The organism is Corynebacterium sp. H130 (assembly GCF_037572395.1).
GTDB lineage: Bacteria > Actinomycetota > Actinomycetes > Mycobacteriales > Mycobacteriaceae > Corynebacterium.
In genome coordinates, this window is the sequence record NZ_JBBHLA010000003.1 from 321,692 (window position 1) to 344,484 (window position 22,793).

General features: G+C 60.8%; 20 protein-coding genes. 10 read left to right on the forward strand and 10 right to left on the reverse strand.

The window, feature by feature from the left end; translation table 11 throughout:
- Positions 1–9: 9 nt before the first annotated feature.
- On the reverse strand, positions 10–783 hold the full coding sequence (gene trmB / locus WG939_RS07780; RefSeq protein WP_339984388.1) for a tRNA (guanosine(46)-N7)-methyltransferase TrmB: 774 nt from the start codon (positions 781–783) through the stop codon (positions 10–12).
- A 179-nt stretch (positions 784–962) separates the two neighbouring features.
- Here trmB and WG939_RS07785 point away from each other — a divergent pair, with 179 nt between their 5' ends.
- Positions 963–1,895, forward strand: a complete 933-nt coding sequence (locus WG939_RS07785) for a hypothetical protein (RefSeq protein ID WP_339984390.1) — start codon at positions 963–965, stop codon at positions 1,893–1,895.
- Between the two features lie 440 nt (positions 1,896–2,335).
- Entirely contained in the window at positions 2,336–4,165 is a 1,830-nt protein-coding gene (locus WG939_RS07790) for a phosphoenolpyruvate carboxykinase (GTP) (RefSeq protein WP_339984392.1), read from the forward strand.
- Positions 4,166–4,193: 28 nt separating this feature from the next.
- On the opposite strand, the gene WG939_RS07795 is transcribed toward WG939_RS07790, so the two are convergent.
- Positions 4,194–4,970, reverse strand: a complete 777-nt coding sequence (locus tag WG939_RS07795) for a class I SAM-dependent methyltransferase (RefSeq protein ID WP_339984564.1) — start codon at positions 4,968–4,970, stop codon at positions 4,194–4,196.
- Positions 4,971–4,988: 18 nt separating this feature from the next.
- On the opposite strand from WG939_RS07795, the gene WG939_RS07800 reads away from it, so the two are divergent.
- The gene (locus tag WG939_RS07800) at positions 4,989–6,083 is read left to right on the forward strand and encodes a glycosyltransferase family 4 protein (RefSeq protein ID WP_339984394.1); all 1,095 of its coding nucleotides are present in this window, start codon (positions 4,989–4,991) and stop codon (positions 6,081–6,083) included.
- On the opposite strand, the gene WG939_RS07805 is transcribed toward WG939_RS07800, so the two are convergent.
- A complete protein-coding gene (locus WG939_RS07805) occupies positions 6,034–7,470 on the reverse strand; it encodes a hypothetical protein (RefSeq protein ID WP_339984396.1) in 1,437 nt (478 codons plus the stop codon). The two genes, WG939_RS07800 and WG939_RS07805, sit on opposite strands and share 50 nt — an antisense overlap.
- A 5-nt stretch (positions 7,471–7,475) precedes the next feature.
- Positions 7,476–8,510, reverse strand: a complete 1,035-nt coding sequence (locus tag WG939_RS07810; protein ID WP_339984398.1) for a DUF3068 domain-containing protein — start codon at positions 8,508–8,510, stop codon at positions 7,476–7,478.
- Between the two features lie 46 nt (positions 8,511–8,556).
- Here WG939_RS07810 and WG939_RS07815 point away from each other — a divergent pair, with 46 nt between their 5' ends.
- Complete coding sequence (locus WG939_RS07815) at positions 8,557–9,654, forward strand: acyltransferase family protein (protein WP_339984400.1); 1,098 nt, start codon at positions 8,557–8,559, stop codon at positions 9,652–9,654.
- A gap of 116 nt (positions 9,655–9,770) precedes the next feature.
- Here WG939_RS07815 and WG939_RS07820 read toward each other — a convergent pair whose 3' ends face one another.
- The 3 genes from WG939_RS07820 to WG939_RS07830 are packed head-to-tail and all read right to left on the reverse strand — an operon-like array spanning position 9,771 to position 13,550.
- Positions 9,771–12,878, reverse strand: a complete 3,108-nt coding sequence (locus WG939_RS07820; RefSeq protein ID WP_339984402.1) for an alpha-(1->3)-arabinofuranosyltransferase domain-containing protein — start codon at positions 12,876–12,878, stop codon at positions 9,771–9,773.
- On the reverse strand, positions 12,862–13,059 hold the full coding sequence (locus WG939_RS07825; RefSeq protein WP_339984405.1) for a DUF2613 domain-containing protein: 198 nt from the start codon (positions 13,057–13,059) through the stop codon (positions 12,862–12,864). Before WG939_RS07825 ends, WG939_RS07820 begins: the two co-directional genes overlap by 17 nt.
- Positions 13,060–13,067: 8 nt before the next feature.
- A complete protein-coding gene (locus WG939_RS07830) occupies positions 13,068–13,550 on the reverse strand; it encodes a universal stress protein (RefSeq protein WP_339984407.1) in 483 nt (160 codons plus the stop codon).
- Positions 13,551–13,673: 123 nt separating this feature from the next.
- On the opposite strand from WG939_RS07830, the gene WG939_RS07835 reads away from it, so the two are divergent.
- The 6 genes from WG939_RS07835 (at position 13,674) to WG939_RS07860 (ending at position 20,024) form a co-directional block, all read left to right on the forward strand.
- Positions 13,674–14,843, forward strand: a complete 1,170-nt coding sequence (locus WG939_RS07835; protein WP_445227887.1) for a glycoside hydrolase family 3 N-terminal domain-containing protein — start codon at positions 13,674–13,676, stop codon at positions 14,841–14,843.
- A 71-nt stretch (positions 14,844–14,914) separates the two neighbouring features.
- On the forward strand, positions 14,915–16,579 hold the full coding sequence (locus WG939_RS07840; protein ID WP_339984409.1) for a VanW family protein: 1,665 nt from the start codon (positions 14,915–14,917) through the stop codon (positions 16,577–16,579).
- Between the two features lie 189 nt (positions 16,580–16,768).
- Positions 16,769–17,917, forward strand: coding sequence for an acetyl-CoA C-acetyltransferase (locus WG939_RS07845; RefSeq protein WP_339984411.1), 1,149 nt, complete (start codon positions 16,769–16,771; stop codon positions 17,915–17,917).
- On the forward strand, positions 17,914–18,921 hold the full coding sequence (locus WG939_RS07850; RefSeq protein ID WP_339984413.1) for an enoyl-CoA hydratase/isomerase family protein: 1,008 nt from the start codon (positions 17,914–17,916) through the stop codon (positions 18,919–18,921). Before WG939_RS07845 ends, WG939_RS07850 begins: the two co-directional genes overlap by 4 nt.
- On the forward strand, positions 18,922–19,689 hold the full coding sequence (locus WG939_RS07855; protein ID WP_339984415.1) for an enoyl-CoA hydratase: 768 nt from the start codon (positions 18,922–18,924) through the stop codon (positions 19,687–19,689).
- The gene (locus tag WG939_RS07860) at positions 19,689–20,024 is read left to right on the forward strand and encodes a hypothetical protein (protein WP_339984418.1); all 336 of its coding nucleotides are present in this window, start codon (positions 19,689–19,691) and stop codon (positions 20,022–20,024) included. The genes WG939_RS07855 and WG939_RS07860 overlap by 1 nt, the downstream gene beginning before the upstream one ends.
- 2 nt (positions 20,025–20,026) lie before the next feature.
- On the opposite strand, the gene WG939_RS07865 is transcribed toward WG939_RS07860, so the two are convergent.
- The 3 genes from WG939_RS07865 to WG939_RS07875 form a co-directional block, all read right to left on the reverse strand.
- On the reverse strand, positions 20,027–20,371 hold the full coding sequence (locus tag WG939_RS07865) for a MarR family transcriptional regulator (RefSeq protein ID WP_339984421.1): 345 nt from the start codon (positions 20,369–20,371) through the stop codon (positions 20,027–20,029).
- A 9-nt stretch (positions 20,372–20,380) separates the two neighbouring features.
- A complete protein-coding gene (locus WG939_RS07870) occupies positions 20,381–22,096 on the reverse strand; it encodes an AMP-binding protein (RefSeq protein ID WP_339984423.1) in 1,716 nt (571 codons plus the stop codon).
- 120 nt (positions 22,097–22,216) lie between these two features.
- Entirely contained in the window at positions 22,217–22,777 is a 561-nt protein-coding gene (locus WG939_RS07875; protein WP_339984425.1) for a TetR/AcrR family transcriptional regulator, read from the reverse strand.
- Between the last annotated feature and the right edge of the window lie 16 nt (positions 22,778–22,793).

Genomic DNA, 22,793 nt, shown 5'->3' on the forward strand with positions numbered 1-22,793 from the left:
GACTGACATTTATGCCTTCTTCTGCCACAGGAATTCGGTGATGACGTGGTCTTTTTCTAGGCCCTTGCCCTCAAACTTCGTGATCACCTGGCGGTCGGTGAGCTGTGGGCACTCTGGCCATGGCCAGCCCTTGTATTCGAGCAGTGGCTCGACGTTTACGAGCTCGGAAATCCACTCGGCATAGTCCGCGTGGTCGGTGGCCACGTGCAGCACGCCACCTGGCTTGAGGCGGGTGGCAATGAGGTGCAGCACGCCGGACTGGATGATGCGGCGCTTGTGGTGACGCGCCTTTGGCCATGGGTCCGGGAAGTAGATTCGTACGCCGTCGAGGGATTCCTCTGGCAGCATGCGGGCGAGGACCTCAACGCCGTCGCCTCGGATCATGCGGATGTTGCTGAGGTTTTCGCGGACGGCTGCGCCCATGAGCTTGGCTAGGCCCGGCTTGTAGATTTCGCAGGCGATGATGTTGGTGTCAGCCTCAAGTGGCGCCATAGCTGCGGTCGAGGTGCCGGTGCCGGAACCGATCTCCAAGATGGTCTTGGCGCCGGTGCGGCCGAACCATTCGTCGAGGTTGATCTGCTCGTCGGCAAGCACCTTGCCCATGGTGGGCCAGTTTTCGTCCCACATTTGGGTCTGGTTAGGCGTGAGCGTGCCGCGCCGGAAGCTCATAGAGCCGAGGCGTGGGTAGTCGAGTCCGTCGTTGAATTCGGACTGAAGTGGGCGACCGAAAGGAACGTTGCCTTCACGAGTGCCATAGGAATGAGAATTATCAGAATTATGCATCCCGTCCATTTTGCCTGTCCGCAGTCTCATACACAACATGGGCCCCAAGTTGCGGACGGCACGCCGATGCGGTGCAATTGTGGTTGAAGTGATGAAATCAGTGGGGGCTGATATTAATGGGGGCACTTTCACTCCAAGACTTACGCGAATTCGCGCACAATCACGCAGGTGATCCAGGCGTGCGCGCACTCATCGACCGCAGCCAGGATACGCCCCGCGTGGGTGCCTGCACCCTGCATGCGCCGGTGAGCATTGAGCTTGCCGACGCCCATTCGGTTGCTCTCTCCTGGCCTGCGATTGGCGTGGACGTTGACGTCATCTTTCTTGTTCACGATGGCCCCCTTGATGCTCGCATCCGGGATCGGATGGCTGCTGGGCCCGCCGAATTCCTCGTCGTTCCCACGGCAGGCGACATTGCTCAGGCGTGGTCGGATTTCGATCCTGGTCGGTTGGAGCGTGCCCGTATGAAGAGTCTGTGGCACGGGCTGGCCAGCCTTGGATTGGAACCACCCGCGCTTCCGGTTCAGAGTGGTCGCGGTCCAGCGTCCGTCTGCGTCATCAGCCCGAGGCAGGGAGATAGGAGCCGGGTTGCCGACATCCTCAACCAGGCCGGATATGTGTGCAGTGCTAGCGACGCCGCGGACATCGTTGTGGCCGTCGCGCCGATGGGCGGGTGGCGAAAAGAAGACGTTGAGCCACTAGCGGAGGCCTTTGCAAAGGTGGGCAGGCTCGTTTCGACCGCACCTCTTCCAGTGGGGCAAGGAATTGAAGCTGTGGTTGCTGCGGAGGAGGGTGTCGTAGCTGCGGTGCAGCGCTGCCTTGAGCGACCTCCATTGTTCCCATTGCCGGCTGTTAACCCGTCCGCGTGGGAAAGGGGCGCCATGCGGTTGGAGCGGGGAACTTTGTCAGAGCGATCCCTTGGCGAACTGCTGGTTATAACCATTGTGCTTGGGGTGGGCTTAACAAGGCTGTTCCCTGTGGGTATTGCGGTATTGATTGCTGTCATTCTTGGGGCTGTTAGGTTGTGGTCTCGATGTCGGTCTAAAGGTTCGCGGACGCCTGCGGCCAGCATCTGGCTGCGGCGCAAGTTGGCGACGGTGGGGAGTGAATGATGGATTGGGACAACTTCCTCAGTGCCCTGCTCTCGGCCGGGGATGAAGCAGCTCATATCGAATGTGATGAGCGTGGGCTCACTGTTTTGGCAGATCTTGACGGAGATGGTGTTCCTGACCGGCTTTCTCGCATGGAGTTTGAAGGCCAATCAATAACGGTCGATTTAGAAGGTTGGGGCATGAAGTGTGAAGTCAATCCGAGCTCGAAAACCCCCGAATGGGGGTGCGTGACGGAGGGGGGAACCCAACATTCCCCCGGATGGGGTGAGCTATAGCGGGGGTGCTGGACAGGTAATGACAAATTGTGGTTCTTGTCTCATCGACCTGGCACATTTTTGTTGCCGTTGTGACTAGTCTTAAATGGAGAACGGTAAACGAGCCGGTGTTCGGCGACCCAGCTGTCCGTTGGGGGTCGGGCAACCGAATAGTCAGGAGAAGCGATGACCGCTGCTGCAATTAAGGGTCTTGAGGGCGCAGCCCCGACCAACAACGAAGAGATGCTGAGCTGGATTGCGGATGCGGTCGAGTTGTTCACCCCGGACAAGGTCGTCTTCGCGGATGGTTCCGATGAAGAGTGGAACCGTCTTGCTGAAGAGCTTATTGAAGCTGGCACTCTCATTCGCCTGAATGAAGAGAAGCGACCAAACTCCTTCCTCGCGCGCTCTAACCCTTCCGACGTGGCTCGCGTTGAGTCCCGTACCTTCATCTGCACCGAGAACGAGGAGGGCGCTGGCCCTACCAACAACTGGGCTCCACCAGCAGCGATGAAGGAAGAAATGCTGGAGCACTACAAGGGCGCCATGAAGGGCCGCACCATGTACGTTGTTCCTTTCTGCATGGGTCCTATCGACGATCCAGAACCAAAGCTCGGTGTTCAGCTCACCGACTCCGCCTACGTTGTGATGTCCATGCGCATCATGACCCGCATGGGTGCAGAAGCACTGGCAAAGATCGGTGACAACGGCGAGTTCGTCCACTGCTACCACTCCGTTGGCGCTCCACTTGAGCCAGGCCAGGAAGACGTGCCATGGCCTTGCAACGACACCAAGTACATCACCCAGTTCCCTGAGACTCGTGAGATCTGGTCCTACGGTTCTGGCTACGGCGGAAACGCCATCCTGGCTAAGAAGTGCTTCGCGCTGCGTATCGCTTCCGCCATGGCTCACGACGAAGGCTGGATGGCTGAGCACATGCTCATCCTGAAGCTCAACTCCCCAGAGGGCAAGAGCTACCACGTTGCGGCTGCTTTCCCATCCGCTTGTGGCAAGACCAACCTCGCCATGATCTCCCCAACCATCGAGGGCTGGACCGCTGAGGTCGTCGGCGACGACATCGCATGGCTGCACATCCGCGAGGACGGCCGCCTGTACGCCGTCAACCCAGAGAATGGCTTCTTCGGCGTTGCCCCTGGCACCAACTACGGCTCCAACCCGAACGCTATGAAGACCATGGAGCCAGGCAACACTCTGTTCACCAACGTTGCACTCACCGACGACGGTGACGTCTGGTGGGAGGGCCTCGAGGGCGACCCACAGCACCTCATCGACTGGAAGGGCAACGAGTGGACCCCAGAGTCCGGCGAGCTCGCAGCTCACCCGAACTCCCGCTACTGCGTGCCAATCGCACAGTGCCCAGTAGCAGCCCCTGAGTTCAACGACTGGAAGGGCGTGCCTCTCGACGCCATCCTCTTCGGTGGCCGTCGCCCAGACACCGTGCCACTGGTTTCCCAGGCATTCGACTGGGAGCACGGCACCATGATCGGTACCCTCCTCGCTTCCGGCCAGACCGCTGCATCCGCAGAAGCAAAGGTCGGCGCGCTGCGCCACGACCCAATGGCCATGCTGCCATTCATCGGCTACAACGCTGGCGACTACCTGCAGCACTGGATCGACATGGGTCGCAAGGGCGGCGACAAGATGCCAGCGATCTTCCTGGTCAACTGGTTCCGCCGTGGCGAAGATGGTCGCTTCCTGTGGCCAGGCTTCGGCGACAACTCCCGCGTCCTCAAGTGGATCATCGACCGCGTCGAAGGCCGTGTTGAGGCAGACGAGACCATCGCAGGCTACACCGCACGCGTTGAGGATCTGGACCTGACCGGCCTGGACACCCCAGTCGAGGACGTCAAGGAAGCCCTGTCCGCACCTGCAGAGCAGTGGGCTGGCGACATCGCCGACAACGAAGAGTGGCTCACCTTCCTGGGACCAAAGGTTCCAGCTGAGGTCCACGCTCAGTTCGAGGCACTGAAGAAGCGCATCGCAGACGCTAAGTAAGCCAAGGACACCGCCAAATCGAGCCCAGCTAGATTTGGCGGTTTTTCTGTATCACGATCACGAGGTTGCTCACTAGAAACTCCCTAAGCACAGGAACATTCACCAGCCACCACGCCCACTTCGGGTGATACCTCGGGAAGAGCCCCACGCAGGTGGCTCCGGAGACCGAGCGTGCCCATCGGATTCCTTCGGCGCAGGAGACATCAAACAGGGATTCGCCAAACACATTCTTCGGCGGATGACCATGCACGCGTGTGTAGCGATCGCGGGCCCATTCGCCACCAATATAGTGCTGCCACAATCCAGTCTCGTGGCCACCAAAAGGCCCGAGCCAGATGGTGTAGCTCAGCACCACAAGACCGCCGGGCTTGGTGGCGCGAATCATCTCCTCGCCCATCTGCCAAGGATCAGAGACGTGTTCCGCCACATTGGAGGAATACACCAAGTCAAAGGTATCGGTGGCGAAGGGAAGCGCACGGCCGTCAGCGCGGATGGCCGAAGGCGTCGATAAGCCCGCGGCGTGCAGTTCGGTGGGCGAGGGTTCGACGCTGACGTAGTGGCTGTCGGAGAAGGCGTCGGCGAAGTAGCCGGGCCCGCCTCCGACATCGAGGACGCTGGCGTCACGCAGGTCCTGGCCGCGGAGGTCGCGGGAGAGGGCATCCAACTGGGTGTAGGTATCAGCAGCTAGGGCGCTGTAGAAGACGTCCGGCTGGGCCTGCTCTAGTGGGAAGGACCGCAAAAGATGCCACGAGCGCGCGAAAGTGGCATGTCGACGAGCGTGATGCAGTGAAGGCACAGTAGGCATTGTAGGCTGTGCCAAGAGATGAACATTCTATTGCTGTGCTGGCGCGACACGGAACATCCCCAAGGGGGAGGAAGCGAACGATACCTTGAGCGGGTCGCTTCGCACCTTGCGTCACGTGGTCACCGCGTGCAGTACCGCACAGCCGCTGTGAAAGGCAAAGACTACCGCGAGAGCCGTGGCGGGGTGGCGTTCCTGCGCCGCGGGGGCCGAATGTCGGTGTATGTCACGGTAGCTGCGGAAATGCTGCTCGGGAAGCATCGCGACGTGGACGTTGTGGTGGATACCCAAAACGGCATCCCGTTCTTTGCCACGTGGTGGCTGCGTAAGCCGACAGTGGTGTTGACGCACCACTGTCATCGGGAACAATGGCCGGTGGCGGGACCCTTGCTGTCACGGATTGGCTGGTTCCTGGAAAGCCGCGTCGCGCCGTGGGCGTACCGAAAATCCCAGTATGTGACGGTGTCGGAGCCGTCGAAGCAGGAACTGGTTGACCTCGGAGTAGCTAAGCAGCGCATCGCGATCATTCGCAATGGGCTGGACCCGGTTCCGGCATTTGCACCATTGGAATCCGACGGCAAGACCCACCTGGTGACGCTCTCGCGGTTGGTCCCGCACAAGCAAATTGAGCACGCCCTGGATGTGATCGCTGCGGTGTCCGCGGGCCACGACGTTGTCCTCGACGTCATCGGTTCCGGCTGGTGGGAAGAAGAACTGCGTAGTTACGCAGTTTCGCTGGGAGTGCAGGACAAGGTGGTGTTCCACGGGCATGTGTCCGAGGCTGTGAAGCATGCCCTCCTGGATCGCGCGAAGGTACAGCTCATGCCGAGCCGTAAGGAAGGCTGGGGGTTGGCGGTCATGGAGGCCGGCCAGCACGCCGTCCCAACGATTGGTTACCTCAGCTCCGCGGGACTTAAGGATTCCATCCGCGACGGTGAGACGGGAATCCTGGTACGAGACAAGGCGGAGCTCATCCGGGCGACCTACCGATTGTTGGAAGACCCTGAGCTCCGCAACAACCTAGGGCGGGCAGCGAAAGAGCGTTCCAGTCAGTTTTCTTGGGAGCTCACCGGCGAGGAATTCGCCACGCTCCTAGAGCAACAAGCCCAGCGCTGATCCACACCATGAGCAGTGCGAATCCGAGCCACCACTGAGCGGAACGCGGGGCAGCAGGACCGATCGTGGTGAGCGTGCCATCTGCGTAAATCGCGCCGATACCAAGCTCGCGCAGCCCCTCAGTATCGCCCTGCTTGTAGCGCTCGTGCGCAGCCACGAATCGCTCCGCAGGAGCATCAACGAGGACCCCATCGACCCGAAGCTCACCATTTTCCACCACCGGCGCGGCCTTTGACAGGGGATTGACGGTCGGGGTGCCTTCGATAAGCGCCAAAGTAGTGAGATGGGGGAGGAAGACGTCGCGGTCGCGGGGCAGCGATATGGCTGGTTCCGGCACAGGCGCGAGCTTCTCGACGGCCATCGGCGCATCCCATACCTGCAGCGCTGCGAACACGAGAGCACTGGCAGCGAGCGCGCGCGGCCTCAGCGAAGCTGCGAGGAACACGCACGGCGCGATGGCGAGTATGACCAGCTTCTGAGAGTCCCGGAATAGCGCTGCTCCGGGCAGGTGTGCGACGGCGAATTCGGCCAGGGAGGGAAGGAGGGCCATCGCTAGGGGAGCGAGGATTCCGATGGCGAGCAGCGCTGCGAACCTGCGGGGGATACTGCGGATCCGGGTGAGGAGTATCGCGAACAGGGCTACGCCTGCGAGCGCGAATCCAGCTTCCCGAGAGGCCGGAACAGCAGCCGCGTTCCAGATCCCGCCCAGCCCTACAAGCGCTCCCGCGGTGCCAACGAGGTGCTCCGCGCGGGCGGCGAACATGCTCGCGCCCTGGGGAAGAGCAGTTGGAGAGGACAGCACGCTGGGGACGAGCCAAGGCAAACTCACCACGATCCCGTAAAGCAGTGTGAGGTGCCGATACTGCGCAACAAGAGCCACTACCAGGGCAATGACTGCTCCAGTGGGTGTGAGAGATGCCAGCCACATGGCCGGGAGCAACGTTTCCCACCGCCCCTCAAGCGACCACACCGCGATGCCCGGCAGCAGCCACGCCGCGATGCACAGGGACCAGTGTCCTTGCAGCAACCGCTCAACGATGAACGGGTTTGCAACGGTCATGGTGACAGCAAGGAGCGTGGCTAGCGGGGTGCTTTCAACCTTTCGTGCAACGCAAACGGCCCCATAGGCGCCGAAAGCTGCGCTGGCCACCAGCAACAATCGCGCGAACCAGGAGGCGTCCGCCACCATTCCGACTAACGCGAGCAGCCCATCCTGGGGCGCATTGCGCGCCGGCAGATCGCCAAAACCCAGTGCGCTTTCCGTGAGCGCCGGGTGCGCGAGCACCGCCATGTCTCGATACAGCAGCGCCCCCGGATGCACTAATGGCCACAGCAGCATGCCGATGAGCAGCGCAGCCCACGCTACCGTGGCGACCTTGACACGCATAATGTTCAGTCCTGACGGCGCAGGAAGTAGATTCCCAGAACGATCAGGCCTGCGCTGGCGGCCGTGGCGAGCAGCAACGAAACACTCACCCAGTGCAGCAGATTCAAATGCTCATCGGCCTGCTGCCACATGTGGGCGCGGGTGTCTTCATCCCATCGCAAGGTGGCGCGGAAAAGCGTCCGTGGGGAATCAGGCTGCACCCGGGCAGCCTCCACCGCGTCGCGCGCGAGGAAAATGTGCGGGATTTCCACGCTGTCAATGATGGTGCCCGTCTTCGGCTCCACCCACAATGTGCGCGTCATGGAGTAGTACTGATTCATCACTACGGTGCTCGCCGCGGCCAGCCCCTGCTCAGTGATCTCCTGGGGATCATAGAACTGATTCGCAGCGCCCTTGATGCCGCCGATCTGCAGCTGGACCGGCGCGATCTTCTGATTGAAGCGATACACCGTGTGGCCCCGCAGAGTTTCCTTGTCGTGGAAATCAATCGGCGTCGTGGTGGCCGAGTAAATGTCGAAATACCGGTAACTACGGAACTCCGTCGCAAACGGGAAGGTGTATTGCAGGCCGTCGCGGATCTGCTCCGTGGTGTGATGCGTAAAGCCCGGCAAAGGAGACTGCGATTCAAGAGAATCTAAGGGCTCGTCCACCGGGATCGAGGAATGGCGCACCAAGGTGACCTTGTCCGCGGCGTCGAACAGGTTCGTGCCATCCGCAGTCGCGACATGATGCTTTACGTTGTAATCCGCCGTCTTTCGGGTCGACCCAGGTTTCGCCTCAATGGTGGTGGTCGCAGACACCGAAGGATGCGAGACGAAGCAACTCACATGGGTGCCACAAGATGGATCCAGGGGCTGGCCGGATTCCCAGGCTTTGTCGTCGAAAAGCACGCCCTCCGCCGTTTCGGTGGTGACCGTCGTTGTCGAGCCCAATTGGAGCAGGCGCACCTCAGCCGTCGCGAGGGACGGGCCGACCGCGCGCAAGGCAAGCAGAACCAAGGCCAGTGTGAATGCGATGCCAGCTTTGGCCTTTTTCGTCACCAGGCGCGCCTTTCCATTACTATCCAAAAACGTGAAGGAGGAATAAGTGTCAACAGCTCAAGCTTACCGTTCGCAGACCTCCTTTATCCCCTCGCTAGAAGGACTCAGGGCAGTCGCCGCCTTCGGCATCATGCTCACCCACGTCGCATTCCAAACCGGCGTGCGCCCTGACTCGATCCTCGCCCGCTTCGACTTCTTCGTCCCCGTCTTCTTCGCCCTCTCCGCCTACCTGCTCTGGCGCAGACACCGCGACGATCACCGGTGGCGTCGCTACTACACCAAACGCGCCCTGCGCATCCTCCCCGCCTACTGGGCCACCGTCATCGGCGTTTTCCTCCTGCTTCCCGACGCCTTCGGCACCCGCCCCGCCACCATCCTCGCCAACCTCACCCTCACCCAGATCTACGTCCCAGCCGCCCTCGCGCCGGGCCTGACCCACCTGTGGTCGCTCTGCGTGGAGGTGGCGTTCTACCTGGTGCTGCCCCTCATCGCGCTCGCTTTACGACGCCGCAGCGCACAGATTCGCATCGCACTCATCATCGCGGTATCCCTGCTTTCACTCGGCTGGTCCTTCCTGCCCTTCGTGATGGCCACGCCCGCCCCAGGACTGCCAAACCTGCAAATCTTTCCCATCTCCTACATCTGCTGGTTCGCCATCGGAATGCTCGCCGCTGAACTCGAAGACACCGTGCGAATTCCTGGCCCTACCTGGGCCTACTGGATCCTGGCACTCGTCGTCGCATGGATCGCAGCACAACCCTGGTTCGGGCCCCTAGGACTCGTCCACCCAAGCCCATGGGAATTCCTGCGCCGAACCCTAGCAGGAACCCTCTTCGGCGCACTGGTCTTCCTCCCAGTCGCCCTCGGAACCGCCCCGCGATTCCTCACCAGCAAGCTGTTCCAACACCTAGGAACCTGGTCCTACGGCATCTTCCTCTGGCACGTACCCATGCTGTCCTGGGCCTTCCCGATCCTCGGCGTGCCCCAATTCAGCGGACACTTCGGACTAGTACTCCTCGTCACCACCGGACTCACCATTCCGCTGGCTGCAGCGAGCTACCACTTCATCGAGCGGCCGGCGGGAAATCTTTCCCGTATTTGGACACGGATTGGCGGAAAAGCCCAGGTGGAGCTGTCCAAATAGGGGAAAGATTTCGGTTGGGGAGAAAAACATCCCCTGTTTGGGCAGGATTTTGAGCAAAACGCCAGGAAGGCCTGTCCGTTGACGGGAAAGATTTCCCTACCACCGAAATCTTTCCCCTACTTAGACCCGCTTTCTTGGGCAAATGCCGGATTTCCGGTCCAATTACGGGAAAGATTTCCCGCGAGTGCGATGCAGCAGGCGAGCGTGGTGAACCACTGGTCTCCGGCATAGCCTTCGGCTGGCCATGGCGCGTGGGCGAGCCACAATCCTGCGACGCTGATTCCCATGATCGCGAGGTGTTTGTTCGTTAGCAGGGTGTATCGGGGGATGAGGTAACAGGTGGCGAGGGCGATGAGGCCGGTCCAACCTCCGACGAGGAGGATTGTTGCTGTTCCGAGGATCAGGGGTGGGGTGTCCAGGCTTGGTAGTGGTCCTGGCGTGTGTCGGCGGGCGAGGAAGGCGCAGCCGCTGGTGGTGATGAGTGCTAGGGCGAGGCCTCCGAAAAGGGTGGTTCGGTAGGGGCGGTCGCCGATGAAGCTGAGTTGGACGGGGCCGTGGACGCCGGGAGGGATGAGGAAGGCTTGGGTGCTGGCGTCGATAAGGCGGGGTTCGAGGGGCACGTTGTTGATGGTGGCGCGGAGGCCGTCGTTGTGGGCGCGACCGGTGATGAGCAGTTGTGGCTTGTCGGAGGCTGGGACGATGTCGTGGATTGGGGTTGGTGCTGGTGGTGGGGTGAATTCTGGGGTGGTGAGGGTGATCCAGTCGGCGGTGGTGGATAGTTCGTGGGTGCCTGCGGTGAGGGGGATGGTGTCGCCACAGGCGATGGGGGAGCCGTCGAGGAGGAAGTCGTCGGTGATGTCGGTGGGGTTGGTGGTGGCGGGTTCCTCGGTGCAGGAGGAGGCGTCGATGTGGACGGTCATGTCGCGGGGCGCGGTGAAGCGTCGTTCGATGAAGCCGGTGTCCACGAAGAGGCGCTGGAAGAGGAATTTCTGCACGTCGGGGGAGGTGTTTGGCACGGTGAGGATGCGGCGCAGATCGTGGTCGGGGATGGTGACGTTGGCAAGGCCGACTGGCTCCTGGGAGGCGCCCATGGTGATGGTGATGTCTTCGGCGCGCTCGACCGGCAGCGAGACACGCAGGGGCATGCCGGGTTCTGCGACTTTGTTTACGCGTGTTGTGCCGGTGCTGAACGTGAGGACGACGGCGGTGCCCTCGGTGAGGACTTCGACTGTCGGGTCGTCGAAAGTGCCGTGGATGTTGAAGGTTGCGCCTTCTTGCTGGCCAGGGGCCGGATACCAGGCGGTGTCTGTGGAGCCGTCCACTGCTGCGGTGAGCCCGCGGGTGGCGTCGGCGCCGCCGAAAGCGGTGGCATCTCCCGCGGAGGAGGACACCGACAGCGGCGCTCCCTCAACCGTGTTCAACGCGCCCACGGAGGGGTAATCGCGCACCTTATTACGCACATCCATGCCCTCGCCTGGTGCAAGTGGCGCCGACTGCGCGTTCCACACCGTTCCGTAATTTCGGCTCACCAATTGAGGCGTGTCGGTGACAATCTGTGCGTGTTCGGAAACAAGTTCATAGGTCCCTGGTCCCAGCATCGCCAGGGACTCGCCGCCACCGGCCACCCGCACGGGATCGGCGGTGGTGATCTGCATGGAGTTATTCAGGTCAAACTCGGCGATGTCCACCTCGCCAAAGGAATGGATCTCGAAGCCCTCCTCGCGGAACTTCTCCACCAACTGCTGAGAATTCGTGGGACCGACCAGGTCATGGCGGATAACTGCGGCACCAATGCCGAGCCTGGCGAAGCCCTCCGCGCTCGGGTGAGCCATGAGTCCATCCAGCCCGCGAATCGCCTCCGGTGGCACAAGCGGCACTGCGTCACGAACCACCCACGGCACATCGAGCAGCGGTTGCAGTGGCTCGTCGCGGGTCCAACCCCAGTGCTGCCGGGCAAACGACGACTGCGGCAAAATCACCGTTCGCGTGTTCTTCGCGTTGCTGTTCAGCCAGTCGGCTGCCTCCTGCCAATAGCCAGGCACCTGCTCGTAACCGCCGCGCGGGGCAAGCCGCGATGTCAGCGCCGGGGAGATGGCGCCGAACGCAATCACGCAAATAAGAGCAAGGGCAGCTTTGCGACGCGCATCGTCACGAATCCGCAAGGTCGAGGCGAAATGCACAAACCCGACCACGATCGGCACATGGACCAAAGCGTCAAACTTGTGGACATTGCGCAGCGGAGCGCCCGCCGCATCCAGGAAGGACAAGTACTGGGATCCCAACGGGCCATGCGCCGCTCCGAGGATGGCAACTCCCAGAAAGAGGGACGTCAGCCAGAGTCGGCGCTGGGGAACGTCGAAAAGCCCGGCGAAGCCGAGCACCGCAATGCAGACGGTGAGGATCACGAAGTAGGGGCTGGTGGCCAGCAGCGTGCCGGCGAGGCGTTCGGAGTCGGCGAACGGTGCCCATGATGTGGTGCCTCGCAGGATTTCGATGGGGCTGAGCCAGCGGGTGGTGACGTAGGAGCTTTCGATGAAGTCCGTGAACGGCGGGGAGTATTTCCCGAGGACAAGGAGCGGGCCCAGCCACCACAGGGAGACGGCGGCGCAGCCGAGCAACCACCAGGACAGGGCTCGCCACTGTTTGGACAGCACCAGGGCCAGAAAAGCAGGAACGCACGCGGCGCCAGTTGCGGTGGCATTGACGGCGCCGAGGCACACCACAGCAAGGATCGAGGCCGGAACATTCGGCTTCCGGCTCAGCACCGGCAGCAACACCCACGGGGTGAGCATGATCGGCCAGGTCTCGGAACTAATCGCCCCCAGGGTGCTGAGAGTGCGAGGGGAAAGGGCAAACAAGAGTGCGCCGAGAAATTGCCACGGCAGCGTGCCAATGCTTAGTTTTCGGACGAGCGCCAGGAAGCCGGAGAACCCGGCCCCGAGGACGATCCACCACCAGAGTCGTTGTGCGATCCAGTCGGGAAGAGGGTCAGTGAGCAGGAAAAACAGACCCTGCGGGAAAAGATAGCCATAGGCCTGGTTTTGTAGCTGGCCGAGCGGGAAAATATCAGTCCAAGCATGCAAAGCACCCCGGAGGAACCCGGCCGGGTTTGCTGCGAGATCATGTTTGGTATCGGCGACCGTGAGCCCAGGGGACTGCACGAAGCTAATCAGCCCCAGCAGCAGCCAACCGATGAGATGAAGATGCTTACTGGCGCGAGCCATACTCCGGGCCGCCTAGCAGCGCCGTATCCGCATTGGCGACTGATCCAGCAGGAAGAGAATCCTGATTAGAGACGGTAGCTACACCGATCACGGCGGCAACGCCCACGACCAAGCCCACGACAGCGCTAGCAAGCGCGGGGCCGATGGTGCGGCGCGTCAGCGAATCAGTCTCAAAAGCCATAGGGCGAACTATACCAAGTCCTCGTCCGATGGCGGAACGATAAGAACGGGCAGCCCAGAGCCTTTGACCAAATTGTCAGCGGTTGAGGAGGTAAAAAGGGAGCGCAGGCCCTTGATCGCGCGAGTGCCGGTCACGATGACGTCCGGGCCGAGTTCCTTGGCGGCGTCCACGAGGGCGCTCCACGTAGAGGTGGAAGATTCGACCAGGTGAGCATGCGCTTCGAGTCCGAAGGACTGGGCGAGCGTGACGCCCGCCTGACAGGTTTCTAGTGCATGGGCGTAGGCGGGATCGTCGCCTTCTGCGGCCTCTACTGCGGAGGAAAAATCGGTCTGCATCATTCCTGCGCCTCCGGCTGCGCGGGCAGCTTGGCGGTGCAGTGGTTCCCATGCGGTGAGGATTTCGACGCGAGTCGGGTGCAAGAGCTTCACCCCGTATTCAAGCGCACGTGTGGATTCTTCCGAACCGTCGAAGGCTACGAGGATGGTTGACAAGCGGTTTCACTCCTGTATCTATCGTGTGCTTTCGTCCAGCCTAATCAACGAGCAAGGCCAATGTCTGGCAAACTAAGTGCGCTAGTCATCATTTTTAGCCCTCGACCGGACAGGAGCCTCATCATGCGTAACGCAGCCTTGAGCGTCGCGCTCCTGTTCGGCCTGGCCGGCTGTTCCGCGCCTGAGGCGGACGTTTTCTATGGTCCAGCCCCAGCTTTGGTCAGTGAACTTGCCGAACAAGATGAGCAGGCCCAGGTCAGGGAAGCAGCGCGCTTCGGAGTGGACGTTGATACGTGGCGCCGGGCAAAAGCCGAGCTCCCAAGCGAACAGCGCGCTCGCGTAGCCTCCCTAATGATGGTGGGCGTTCGAAACTATGACGACGCCGTCTTCGCCTTGGAACAAGGCGCCGGTGGCATCTTCATCGGCTCGTGGACTGACCCCGCGTTGCTCACCCAACCCGGTCGCAATATCGCTGCTCTTCGCCAGCACATCGGTCGACCGTTCTCCGTCTCCATCGACGCCGAAGGCGGGCGAGTGCAACGCCAACCTGCACTGTTCGGGCCTGTTCCGGCTCCCCGCGAGATCACCAACAAGGGCCTTGACGCGCGAGCCATCGGCTTTGAGTTGGGGCGTGACCTCAAGGAAGCCGGAGTGACGGTGGATTTTGCGCCGGTGGTGGACGTCGATAAAGGCCCCGCAGGTGGCGCGATCGGCGACCGCAGCTTCTCCGGCGATCCGGCGGTCGCCACCGCGCAGGCCACGGCATTTGCGCAGGGGCTTATCGACGCCGGCATCACCCCCGTGTACAAGCATTTTCCGGGCCACGGCCGTGCCTCCGGCGATTCGCATTTCCAGGACGTGACCTCGCCACCTCTCGAGGACGTGAAGCAGGTGGACTTGGCGCCCTATGGTCCGGCACTGCGGGATGCTCCTGGTTCAGTGATGGTGGGGCACGTCCGAGTGCCTGGCCTTGGAGAGGCGTTACCGTCCAGCATCAACCCGGCGGCATATGCGCTGCTGCGTTCAGGTGATTATCCGGGCGGGCAGCCGTTCACCGGGGTGATTTATACAGATGATCTCTCGGGTATGCGGGCGATCACGAATCGTATGGGCACGCCTGATGCCGCGTTGGCTGCGCTCATGGCAGGGGCCGATTGTGCCTTGTGGATCTCCACAACAGATCTGGTGGCCGCCATTGATACGGCCAATGCTGCCGTTTCCAGAGGCGAATATTCGCTGGCGCAGATGGAAGATTCGGCCCTCCGGGTGCGGTTGCAGCAGTTGAACAACTAGGCGGTTGCCCAGGTCACTCACTAAGGTGTTGTGGGACTAATTATTTGCTTAAAAGTTTGCGGAAAGCCTTTATGACCACATCACTGAAAGTTGCCACAGGAATCGTCGGCGGATTTCTTGGCCTATCAGCCCTCGCCTATGGTGCTGACTACGCCCTGACGCAGGATCAGGTGCCCCGCGGAACCACAGTCGCGGGCGTTTCAGTGGGTGGCATGAGCAAAGAGGCCGCCAGCGAAAAGCTCTCGACTGAGCTCGCATCCCGCGTGACGCAGCCGGTGATAGTGATGGCTGGAAACAAGCAGGCCAAGCTGGACCCTGCCATTGCTGGACTCAGTGTGAACTGGGAGGAGACGGTGCGCTCGGCGGGGGAGCCGTCACTGAACCCGATCGATCGCCTGACCTCGTTTTTCACCGAGCGTGAGGTGGGCATTGTCAGCGACGTTTCCGAAGGGCAACTCGCCCCAACCCTCGGCGAGCTCAAGCAGGAATTATCCGTGGCTCCCATCGATGGCACTGTCACCGTGGCCGGTGGCAAGGTGGGGCAGACCGCGCCTGTCGACGGCCAAACCGTCGATCTCGATACCTTGCGCTCTGACGTGGTGTCCGGTTGGCTCAATCCCGCAGGCGTGTCCGTTGAACCGCAGGTTGTTACCCCGGACATCGATGCCACGGACGTGAAGAAAGCCGCCAGTGGCGACGCCGCGAAGGCCGTGTCGGCGCCGATTGTGGTGAAGGGCCGCGACGGCATCAACGGTGAGATCCCTATCGATCGCATGCACGAAGTGGTGGGCTTCGTGCCGTTTGAAGGCGGGTTGAAGACTGAAATCAACACCGAGACCGCCCAGGCGATCCTGGCCGAGAACCTGGCCAAAACCGAGGTGAAGAAGCAAAACGCCAAGATTTCCTTCTCCGGCGGTGGCCGACACGTCACCCCTTCCGCTGACGGCGTGAAGATCGACTGGGAAAAGGTCATGGCCGACTTCCCAGCGCGCGTCACCGGCCAAGGCGAGCGCACATTCGACGCCACCTACGTGGACGAAAAGGCGACCTTCACCACTGAGATGGCCCAAAAGGCAACGTTTGACGACACCCTCGGCACCTTCACCACCAGCGGTTTCTCCGGCCCTTCTGGGGTGAACATTGCCAAGACGGCCGCGCTTGTCGACGGCGCCATCGTCGCCCCGGGCGATACTTTTTCCCTGAATGGGTGGACTGGTCCGCGCGGCGCGGCCCAGGGCTTTGTTGAATCCGGAATCATCATGAACGGCCACGCCGACAAGGCTGTCGGCGGTGGCATTTCCCAGTTCGCCACGACGCTGTACAACGCCTACTACTTCGCCGGCATGGGCGATGTAGCGCATACTCCACACAGCTACTACATTTCGCGCTACCCAGCGGGCCGCGAAGCAACCGTGTTCGATGGTGCCATTGACCTGGTGTTTAAAAACACTTCGCCATACCCAGTGATGATCACCGCTGGCGTATCCGGCGACTCGGTCACCGTCGCTCTCAAGGGCGTGAAGACTGTTGAAGTCGAATCGATTCCAGGTGGCCGCTGGGCAACTACCCAGCCGAAGGAAATGAGCGTGCCCGGTGATTCCTGCATCCCATCCAGTGGTGCGCCAGGCTTCACGACATCCGACACGCGCGTCATCAAAGACCTCTCAGGGGTGGAGATTTCCCGCGAAACCACCACGACTGTCTACGATCCGCAGCCGATCGTTAGGTGTGGGTAAGTCTCTTTAGCCGCGACAACGATAATCCCCGTTAGATAGTGCCCACTTCAAAAGTGCTACAGGCCCATTATCTAACGGAGATTATCGTCCTCACGGATCCCTGAAAACCAAAAACCCAAAACTAGTGGCGCAGATCACTTTCCATCGGTACGGTAGAAACCAAAATCGTACTGCGAAAGAAGGTGTGCCTTGGACGTTGTCATTGTTGGTGCTGCTCGAACACCGTTCGGCAAGCTCCTCGGAGGTCTGTCGAAGCTCAAAGCCACGGAGCTCGGCTCTCACGCCATCAAGGGAGCTCTTGCGCAAAACAGCATTGATCCGAACATGGTTGAAGCTGTGATTATGGGCCAGGTCTTGCAGGCTGGCGCTGGCCAGAATCCTGCAAAACAGGCTGCGCTCGTTGCCGGCGTTCCAGCGACGGCGCATACGAACACCGTGAATAAAGTGTGCCTTTCGGGCCTTACGGCCGTCATTGACGCAGCTCGATTGATTCGCTCGGGTGAGGCCGAGGTGGTTGTGGCTGGCGGCATGGAGTCCATGTCGAATGCCCCGCACCTTCTAGGCAAGTCTCGTACCGGCACCAAGTACGGCGATGTGTCGATGAAGGACCACATGGCGTGGGATGGTTTGACTGATGCTGCCCAGGAGATTTCCATGGGTGAGCTTACGGAGAAGTTTTCGGAAACCTACCAGGCGACCCGTGAGGAGCAGGATGAGGTTGCTGCGAATTCTCATATCCGGGCAGAGCGGAGCCGTGACATCCTTGCCCGCGAGATTGTTCCGGTGGGGGATGTGACGCAGGATGAGGGCGTCCGCGAGGGCACGACTGCGGAGAAGATGTCCAAGCTCAAGCCTGCTTTCACTAAGGATGGCAGCATCACGGCAGGCAGTTCCTCTCCGATTTCCGATGGTGCAGCAGCAGTGGTCCTCACTTCCCGTGAGCGCGCGGAGAAGGAGGGCTGGCCGATCATGGCGGTGCTGCGCTCGGTTGGTCAGGTAGCTGGCCCGGATTCTTCCCTTCAGCTGCAGCCGGCGAATGCGATGAAGAAGGCCCTTGAACGGGAGGGTTGGACCGCGGATGAGCTGGACATTGTGGAGTTCAATGAGGCTTTCGCCGCTGTCGGCATTTGTTCGGCGCGTGAGCTCGGGATCAGCATGGACAAGGTGAATCCGTGCGGTGGTGCGATCGCACTCGGTCACCCGATCGGCGCGTCCGGGGCTCGGTTGGTTGCGCACCTGGCGCATCGATTGGCTAACGGTGAAGCAAAGAAGGTGGGCGCGTCGCTGTGTGGCGGCGGTGGCCAAGGAGACGCAATTTTGATGGAGGCACATTCATGATCCGCAGTGAAATCAAAGGCAACGCAGGTGTTATCACTCTCGACCGCCCCAAGGCTCTCAACGCGCTGAGCCACGACATGGCCCTTGAGATGGAGCGCATCCTAGGCGATTGGCGCGACAATGACGCCGTACAACTCGTCATTGTGCGTGGTGCGGGCGACCGTGGGCTGTGCGCTGGTGGCGACGTGGCGGCCCTGCGCGAGGACGCGCTTGTCGACGGCCACGCCGGCGCCGACTTTTGGCGCGACGAATACCGTCTCAACCTGCTCATTTCCCAGTATCCGAAGCCATACGTGGCGATCATGAATGGCATTGTGCTTGGCGGTGGTGTCGGAATTTCAGCGCACGGATCCCATCGCATCGTCACGGATTCCACTCGTCTCGGCATGCCAGAAACCGGTATTGGTTTCTGCCCCGACGTCGGAGGATCTTGGCTGCTTGGCCATGCCCCGGACAACCTGGGAATCCACTATGGCCTGACGGGCATCCATGAGGGTGGTGCAGAAGCAATCGAAGCTGGACTGGCTGACTACCTGGTGCCCGATGCGAAAATTGAGGCACTGATCGCGGACCTGTGTGCGAGTGGCGTGGTGGGGGACGTCGAAAAGCATGCCGTCGATGTTGCGGTAGGTTTCGGTCCGCGCCGGGCCGACATGGCGCGGATTTATGGGGCGGAGACTGTCGAGGAGATCCTGGATTTGCTCGATCACCATGACGAGGATTGGGCCGCGGATGCGGCGAAGCGGATTCGTCGCAACTCGCCGACGGCGCTGAAGGTGACCTTGGAGTCGATTCGGCGCGCGCGGGACTTGACGTTGGAGGAGGCGCTGAAGCAGGAGTACCGCATTTCGTGTCATATGCAGAAGAATCCGGACTTCGCGGAGGGCGTGCGAGCACAGATTATCGATAAGGATCGGCAGCCGAAGTGGCAGCCAGGTACGCTCGGGGACGTTACGGCTGAACACGTAGAGGCCGCATTTGCCCCACTAGAAAAGGAGCTCTAAATGGAAAACATTCTGGTTTCCACCGAAGGTCGAGTCGGCATCATCACCCTCAACCGCCCGCAGGCCCTCAATGCTCTCAACGAGCAAACCATGCGCGAAGTAGTCCAAGCAGCGCAGGAATTCGATACCAACGAAGGCATCGGCTGCATCATCCTCACCGGTTCCGAGAAGGCGTTTGCCGCCGGCGCCGACATCAAGGAAATGGCGCCAAAGGGTGCCACCGAGATGTATAACCTTAATTGGTTCGCAGGCTGGGACGGCCTCACCGCAGTTCGTACCCCAATCATCGCAGCGGTCAACGGCTACGCGCTCGGTGGTGGCTGCGAAGTTGCCATGATGTGCGACTTCATCATCGCAGGTGACAAGGCGAAGTTCGGTCAGCCAGAAATCAACCTCGGTGTCACCCCAGGCATGGGTGGCTCCCAGCGCCTGACCCGCGCAATCGGAAAGTCCAAGGCCATGGAAATGTGCCTCACCGGTCGCATGATGGACGCCGAAGAAGCCGAGCGCTCCGGACTAGTCGCACGGGTCGTTCCAGCGGCAAACCTGCTGGAAGAGGCCATGAAGACCGCCCAGGTTATCGCATCCAAGTCCCGTGTTGCTTCCCGACTGGTGAAGGAACAGGTCAACGTTGTCTACGAGATGTCGCTGTCCCAGGGCATCATGTACGAGCGCCGCACCTTCCACGGCATCTTCGCATCCGAAGACCAGAAGGAAGGCATGGCTGCGTTCGTCGAGAAGCGCGACCCAGAGTTCAAGGGTAAGTAATGCGCTATCCAGCGAACCGCGTGGCCAAACCGACCGGGTTCGGTGAAAAGCTGCTGGCCTGGCAGCCACTGCAGCTGCTCACCGGCCTGTACGGTCGCATTGCGATCGGCGGGCACCTGGAAGTGACGCCTGATCAGCTCGTTTTTGAGCCACACGCAATCAACCTCACGACGGACGTGGTGCGCATTCCGCGCAGTGCGATTGCCGGCGTGCGCAAAAAGCAGTTGCTGGCTGCTGCATTGCTGATCGTCACCACAGTTGATGGTCACGAAGAACAGTTCGTTACCTGGAAACGCGACGAAATCATCGCTGAGCTGGGGCTAGGCGTGCGGTAGGTTTAATCCTCAAAAACCTTTTCCAGCACCGGCACCACGGTGGAGACCAGGGCAATTCCCTGATCGGTAATGGATACGAGCACGCCGCGGCCATCTGATGGATTCGCTAAACGGGAAACCAGCCCTGCCTCTGCCAGGGCAGTCACTGCATGCGTCACTGAGGCTGCTGGCAGGCCCAGCGATGAACTGATTTCCTTCATCGCCAATGCCCCGGAACGAGAGTGTCTGAGTAGGGACAACAGCTCGAACCGGGAGTAGGAAATCCCATAGGGCTTCAGCGCTGCTGAAGCCCTATTTTCCAGCGTCCGCGCAGTGCGAATCTGCGCGGCTACGTGTTCAAAGGGCATGAGGCAAGGTTAGCCCTTGAGGGATGGGAAGTCCGTATCGGCGAACTCGGTGGACACCGAGGTGGCGCCACCGTCACCAGCATGGATCTCATTCTCGCGCTTGCGTAGGTCAACGCGTCGAATCTTGCCGGAAACCGTCTTTGGTAGTTCGTAGAATTCGATGCGGCGGATGCGCTTGTATGGGGCGAGTGTCTCGCGGCAGTGCTTCAGGATCGACTCGGCGGTTTCAGCGTCAGGAGAGAAACCGGCAGCTAGCGCCACATAAGCCTTCGGGACGGCCAAACGAATAGGATCTGGCGACGGCACCACGGCCACCTCGGCAACCGCTTCGTGCTCAATCACCGCTGATTCGAGTTCGAAAGGGGACAAGCGATAGTCGGAGGCTTTGAACACGTCATCGTCGCGTCCGACGTAGGTGATGTATCCGTCGTCGTCAAGCTCGGCGATGTCGCCGGTGTGGTAGTAGCCGTCGCGGAAGACCTCGTCGTTCTTTTCCGGGAAGTTGTAGTAGCCCGGGGTGAGGCCGACCGGGCGCGGATCGAGCTTGAGGCAGATCTCGCCGTGGTTGGTTTCCTCTCCTGTAATCGGGTCGATGAGGCGCACCTCCATGCCCGGCAGCGGGCGACCCATGGAGCCGGGTTTGACCGGTTGTCCTGGAGTGTTGGCGATCTGCAGGGAGGATTCGGTCTGGCCGAAGCCGTCACGGATGGTGGTGCCCCAGGCCTTTTCGACGGTCGCGATCATCTCTGGGTTCAGCGGTTCTCCCGCGGCAACCAGCTTGGTGGGCGGGGTCTTAAGGCGCGTCAGATCTGCCTGCGCGAGCATGCGCCACACGGTTGGTGGGGCGCAGAAGCTGGTCACGCCTTCGCGGGCCATGGTGTCCATGAGAGCGGCTGCATCGAAGCGAGTGTAGTTGTAGATGAAGATCGTGGCGCCGGCGATCCATGGCGCGAAGAAGTTTGACCATGCGTGCTTCGCCCAGCCCGGCGCCGCGACGTTCAGGTGCACGTCCTGCGGGGTGAGGCCGATCCAATACATGGTGGTCAGGTGGCCGACCGGGTAGGAGGTGTGCGTGTGCTCCACGAGCTTTGCCTTCGACGTGGTGCCCGAGGTGAAGTACAGCAGCAGCGTCTCATCCGCGCGCGTATCGACGGCCGGAGCAAACTCACTCGACGCCTCAAAGGAATCCTTGAACTGGATCGTCGGGTGGGCACTTTGCGACGGAGCTTCATCGCCACACTGGATGATCGTGAAATCGCCGGCGACATCCTGGAATTTCTCGGCATCTTCCGGGTTCACGATCACCCAAGAAACTTCAGCGCGTTCGGTGCGGTCCTGTAGGTCAGCGGTGCCCAGCATGGCGGTTGCAGGGTTCATGACGAAGCCTGCCTTGATACAGGCGAGCATGGATTCCCACAGCTCGACCTGATTGCCGAGCATCAGCATGACTCGATCGCCACGCTTAACTCCGATGGAAAGCATCCAGTTCGCAAGCTGGCTGGAGCGTTCCTTGAGCTGTGCAAATGTCCGTCGGGTTTCGGTGCCATCAATTTCGATGATGACGAGCGCTTCTTCTTCATCCGGCAGCGAATCGAACCAATCGAGCGCGAAGTTAAACGTCTCGAAGCGTGGCCATTCGAAGGCTGCGCGTGCGGCGTCGTAGTCGGTTTGATGCTTGATGAGTGTGTCGCGCGCTGTGCGGAATTGCTCGGTAATGGTCGGCATGATGGCTCCTCAGTGAGGGAAACTGTATGGCCCAGCTCCCTTGCGGTCGTCAATGTGATCTAGGTCGCAATCAAAGCCTAGTTGCACATTGAAATAAATGCGAGGAGTTTGTGAAATTGGCTAACTCGGGGTTGAAATTCCGTGGAGCACGATGTGGCCTAGCTGACGGTAGGCGTCGGCAAAAGGCAAGGTGTCGGCGTATTTGCCCTGCTGAATATCTGCCATTGTGTGCTGAATGGTTCGGGTGAGGAAAGCGGGGGACTCCACGGTGAATTCTCCCGAAGTTACGCCACTTTCAATGATCGAAGAGATCTTGGCGGTCGCTGCCGCGGTGTTTACTTCGTAGACCTCTCGCGCCACGGGCTCGGTAGCCAAATCCCGCATGAACTCGGGTGATGCTGGACTGAGTGCCGAAGTCATGGCCGTGAAGTAGGTTTCCAGGCGTGCTCGATCGCTTCGCAATCCCGTCAGTTGCGCATCAACCTGTCGGGTCACTTCCTTAAAGAAGGTCACCAAAATGCGCCTGATAATGGCGTCTCGGCTGGATCCTAGTGCGTAGATCGTGGACTTGGAGCAGTGAAAATCTGCGACCGCACCGTCGATGGTGAAATCGTGAAAGCCCTGCGATAGGAAGGATGTGTAGAGGGCGTCGAAAAGCTCGCGTTGCCGGGCGGTGAGCACAAAAACTCCTCAAAGT

What these genes read in the sequence shown, in the direction of transcription:
- trmB (WP_339984388.1), bottom strand. Translation starts at nt 783, where the DNA reads ATGCATAATTCTGATAATTCTCATTCCTATGGCACTCGTGAAGGCAAC.
- WG939_RS07790 (WP_339984392.1), top strand. Translation starts at nt 2,336, where the DNA reads ATGACCGCTGCTGCAATTAAGGGTCTTGAGGGCGCAGCCCCGACCAAC.
- WG939_RS07795 (WP_339984564.1), bottom strand. Translation starts at nt 4,970, where the DNA reads ATGCCTACTGTGCCTTCACTGCATCACGCTCGTCGACATGCCACTTTC.
- WG939_RS07800 (WP_339984394.1), top strand. Translation starts at nt 4,989, where the DNA reads ATGAACATTCTATTGCTGTGCTGGCGCGACACGGAACATCCCCAAGGG.
- WG939_RS07805 (WP_339984396.1), bottom strand. Translation starts at nt 7,470, where the DNA reads ATGCGTGTCAAGGTCGCCACGGTAGCGTGGGCTGCGCTGCTCATCGGC.
- WG939_RS07820 (WP_339984402.1), bottom strand. Translation starts at nt 12,878, where the DNA reads ATGGCTCGCGCCAGTAAGCATCTTCATCTCATCGGTTGGCTGCTGCTG.
- WG939_RS07825 (WP_339984405.1), bottom strand. Translation starts at nt 13,059, where the DNA reads ATGGCTTTTGAGACTGATTCGCTGACGCGCCGCACCATCGGCCCCGCG.
- WG939_RS07835 (WP_445227887.1), top strand. Translation starts at nt 13,674, where the DNA reads ATGCGTAACGCAGCCTTGAGCGTCGCGCTCCTGTTCGGCCTGGCCGGC.
- WG939_RS07840 (WP_339984409.1), top strand. Translation starts at nt 14,915, where the DNA reads ATGACCACATCACTGAAAGTTGCCACAGGAATCGTCGGCGGATTTCTT.
- WG939_RS07850 (WP_339984413.1), top strand. Translation starts at nt 17,914, where the DNA reads ATGATCCGCAGTGAAATCAAAGGCAACGCAGGTGTTATCACTCTCGAC.
- WG939_RS07855 (WP_339984415.1), top strand. Translation starts at nt 18,922, where the DNA reads ATGGAAAACATTCTGGTTTCCACCGAAGGTCGAGTCGGCATCATCACC.
- WG939_RS07860 (WP_339984418.1), top strand. Translation starts at nt 19,689, where the DNA reads ATGCGCTATCCAGCGAACCGCGTGGCCAAACCGACCGGGTTCGGTGAA.
- WG939_RS07865 (WP_339984421.1), bottom strand. Translation starts at nt 20,371, where the DNA reads ATGCCCTTTGAACACGTAGCCGCGCAGATTCGCACTGCGCGGACGCTG.
- WG939_RS07870 (WP_339984423.1), bottom strand. Translation starts at nt 22,096, where the DNA reads ATGCCGACCATTACCGAGCAATTCCGCACAGCGCGCGACACACTCATC.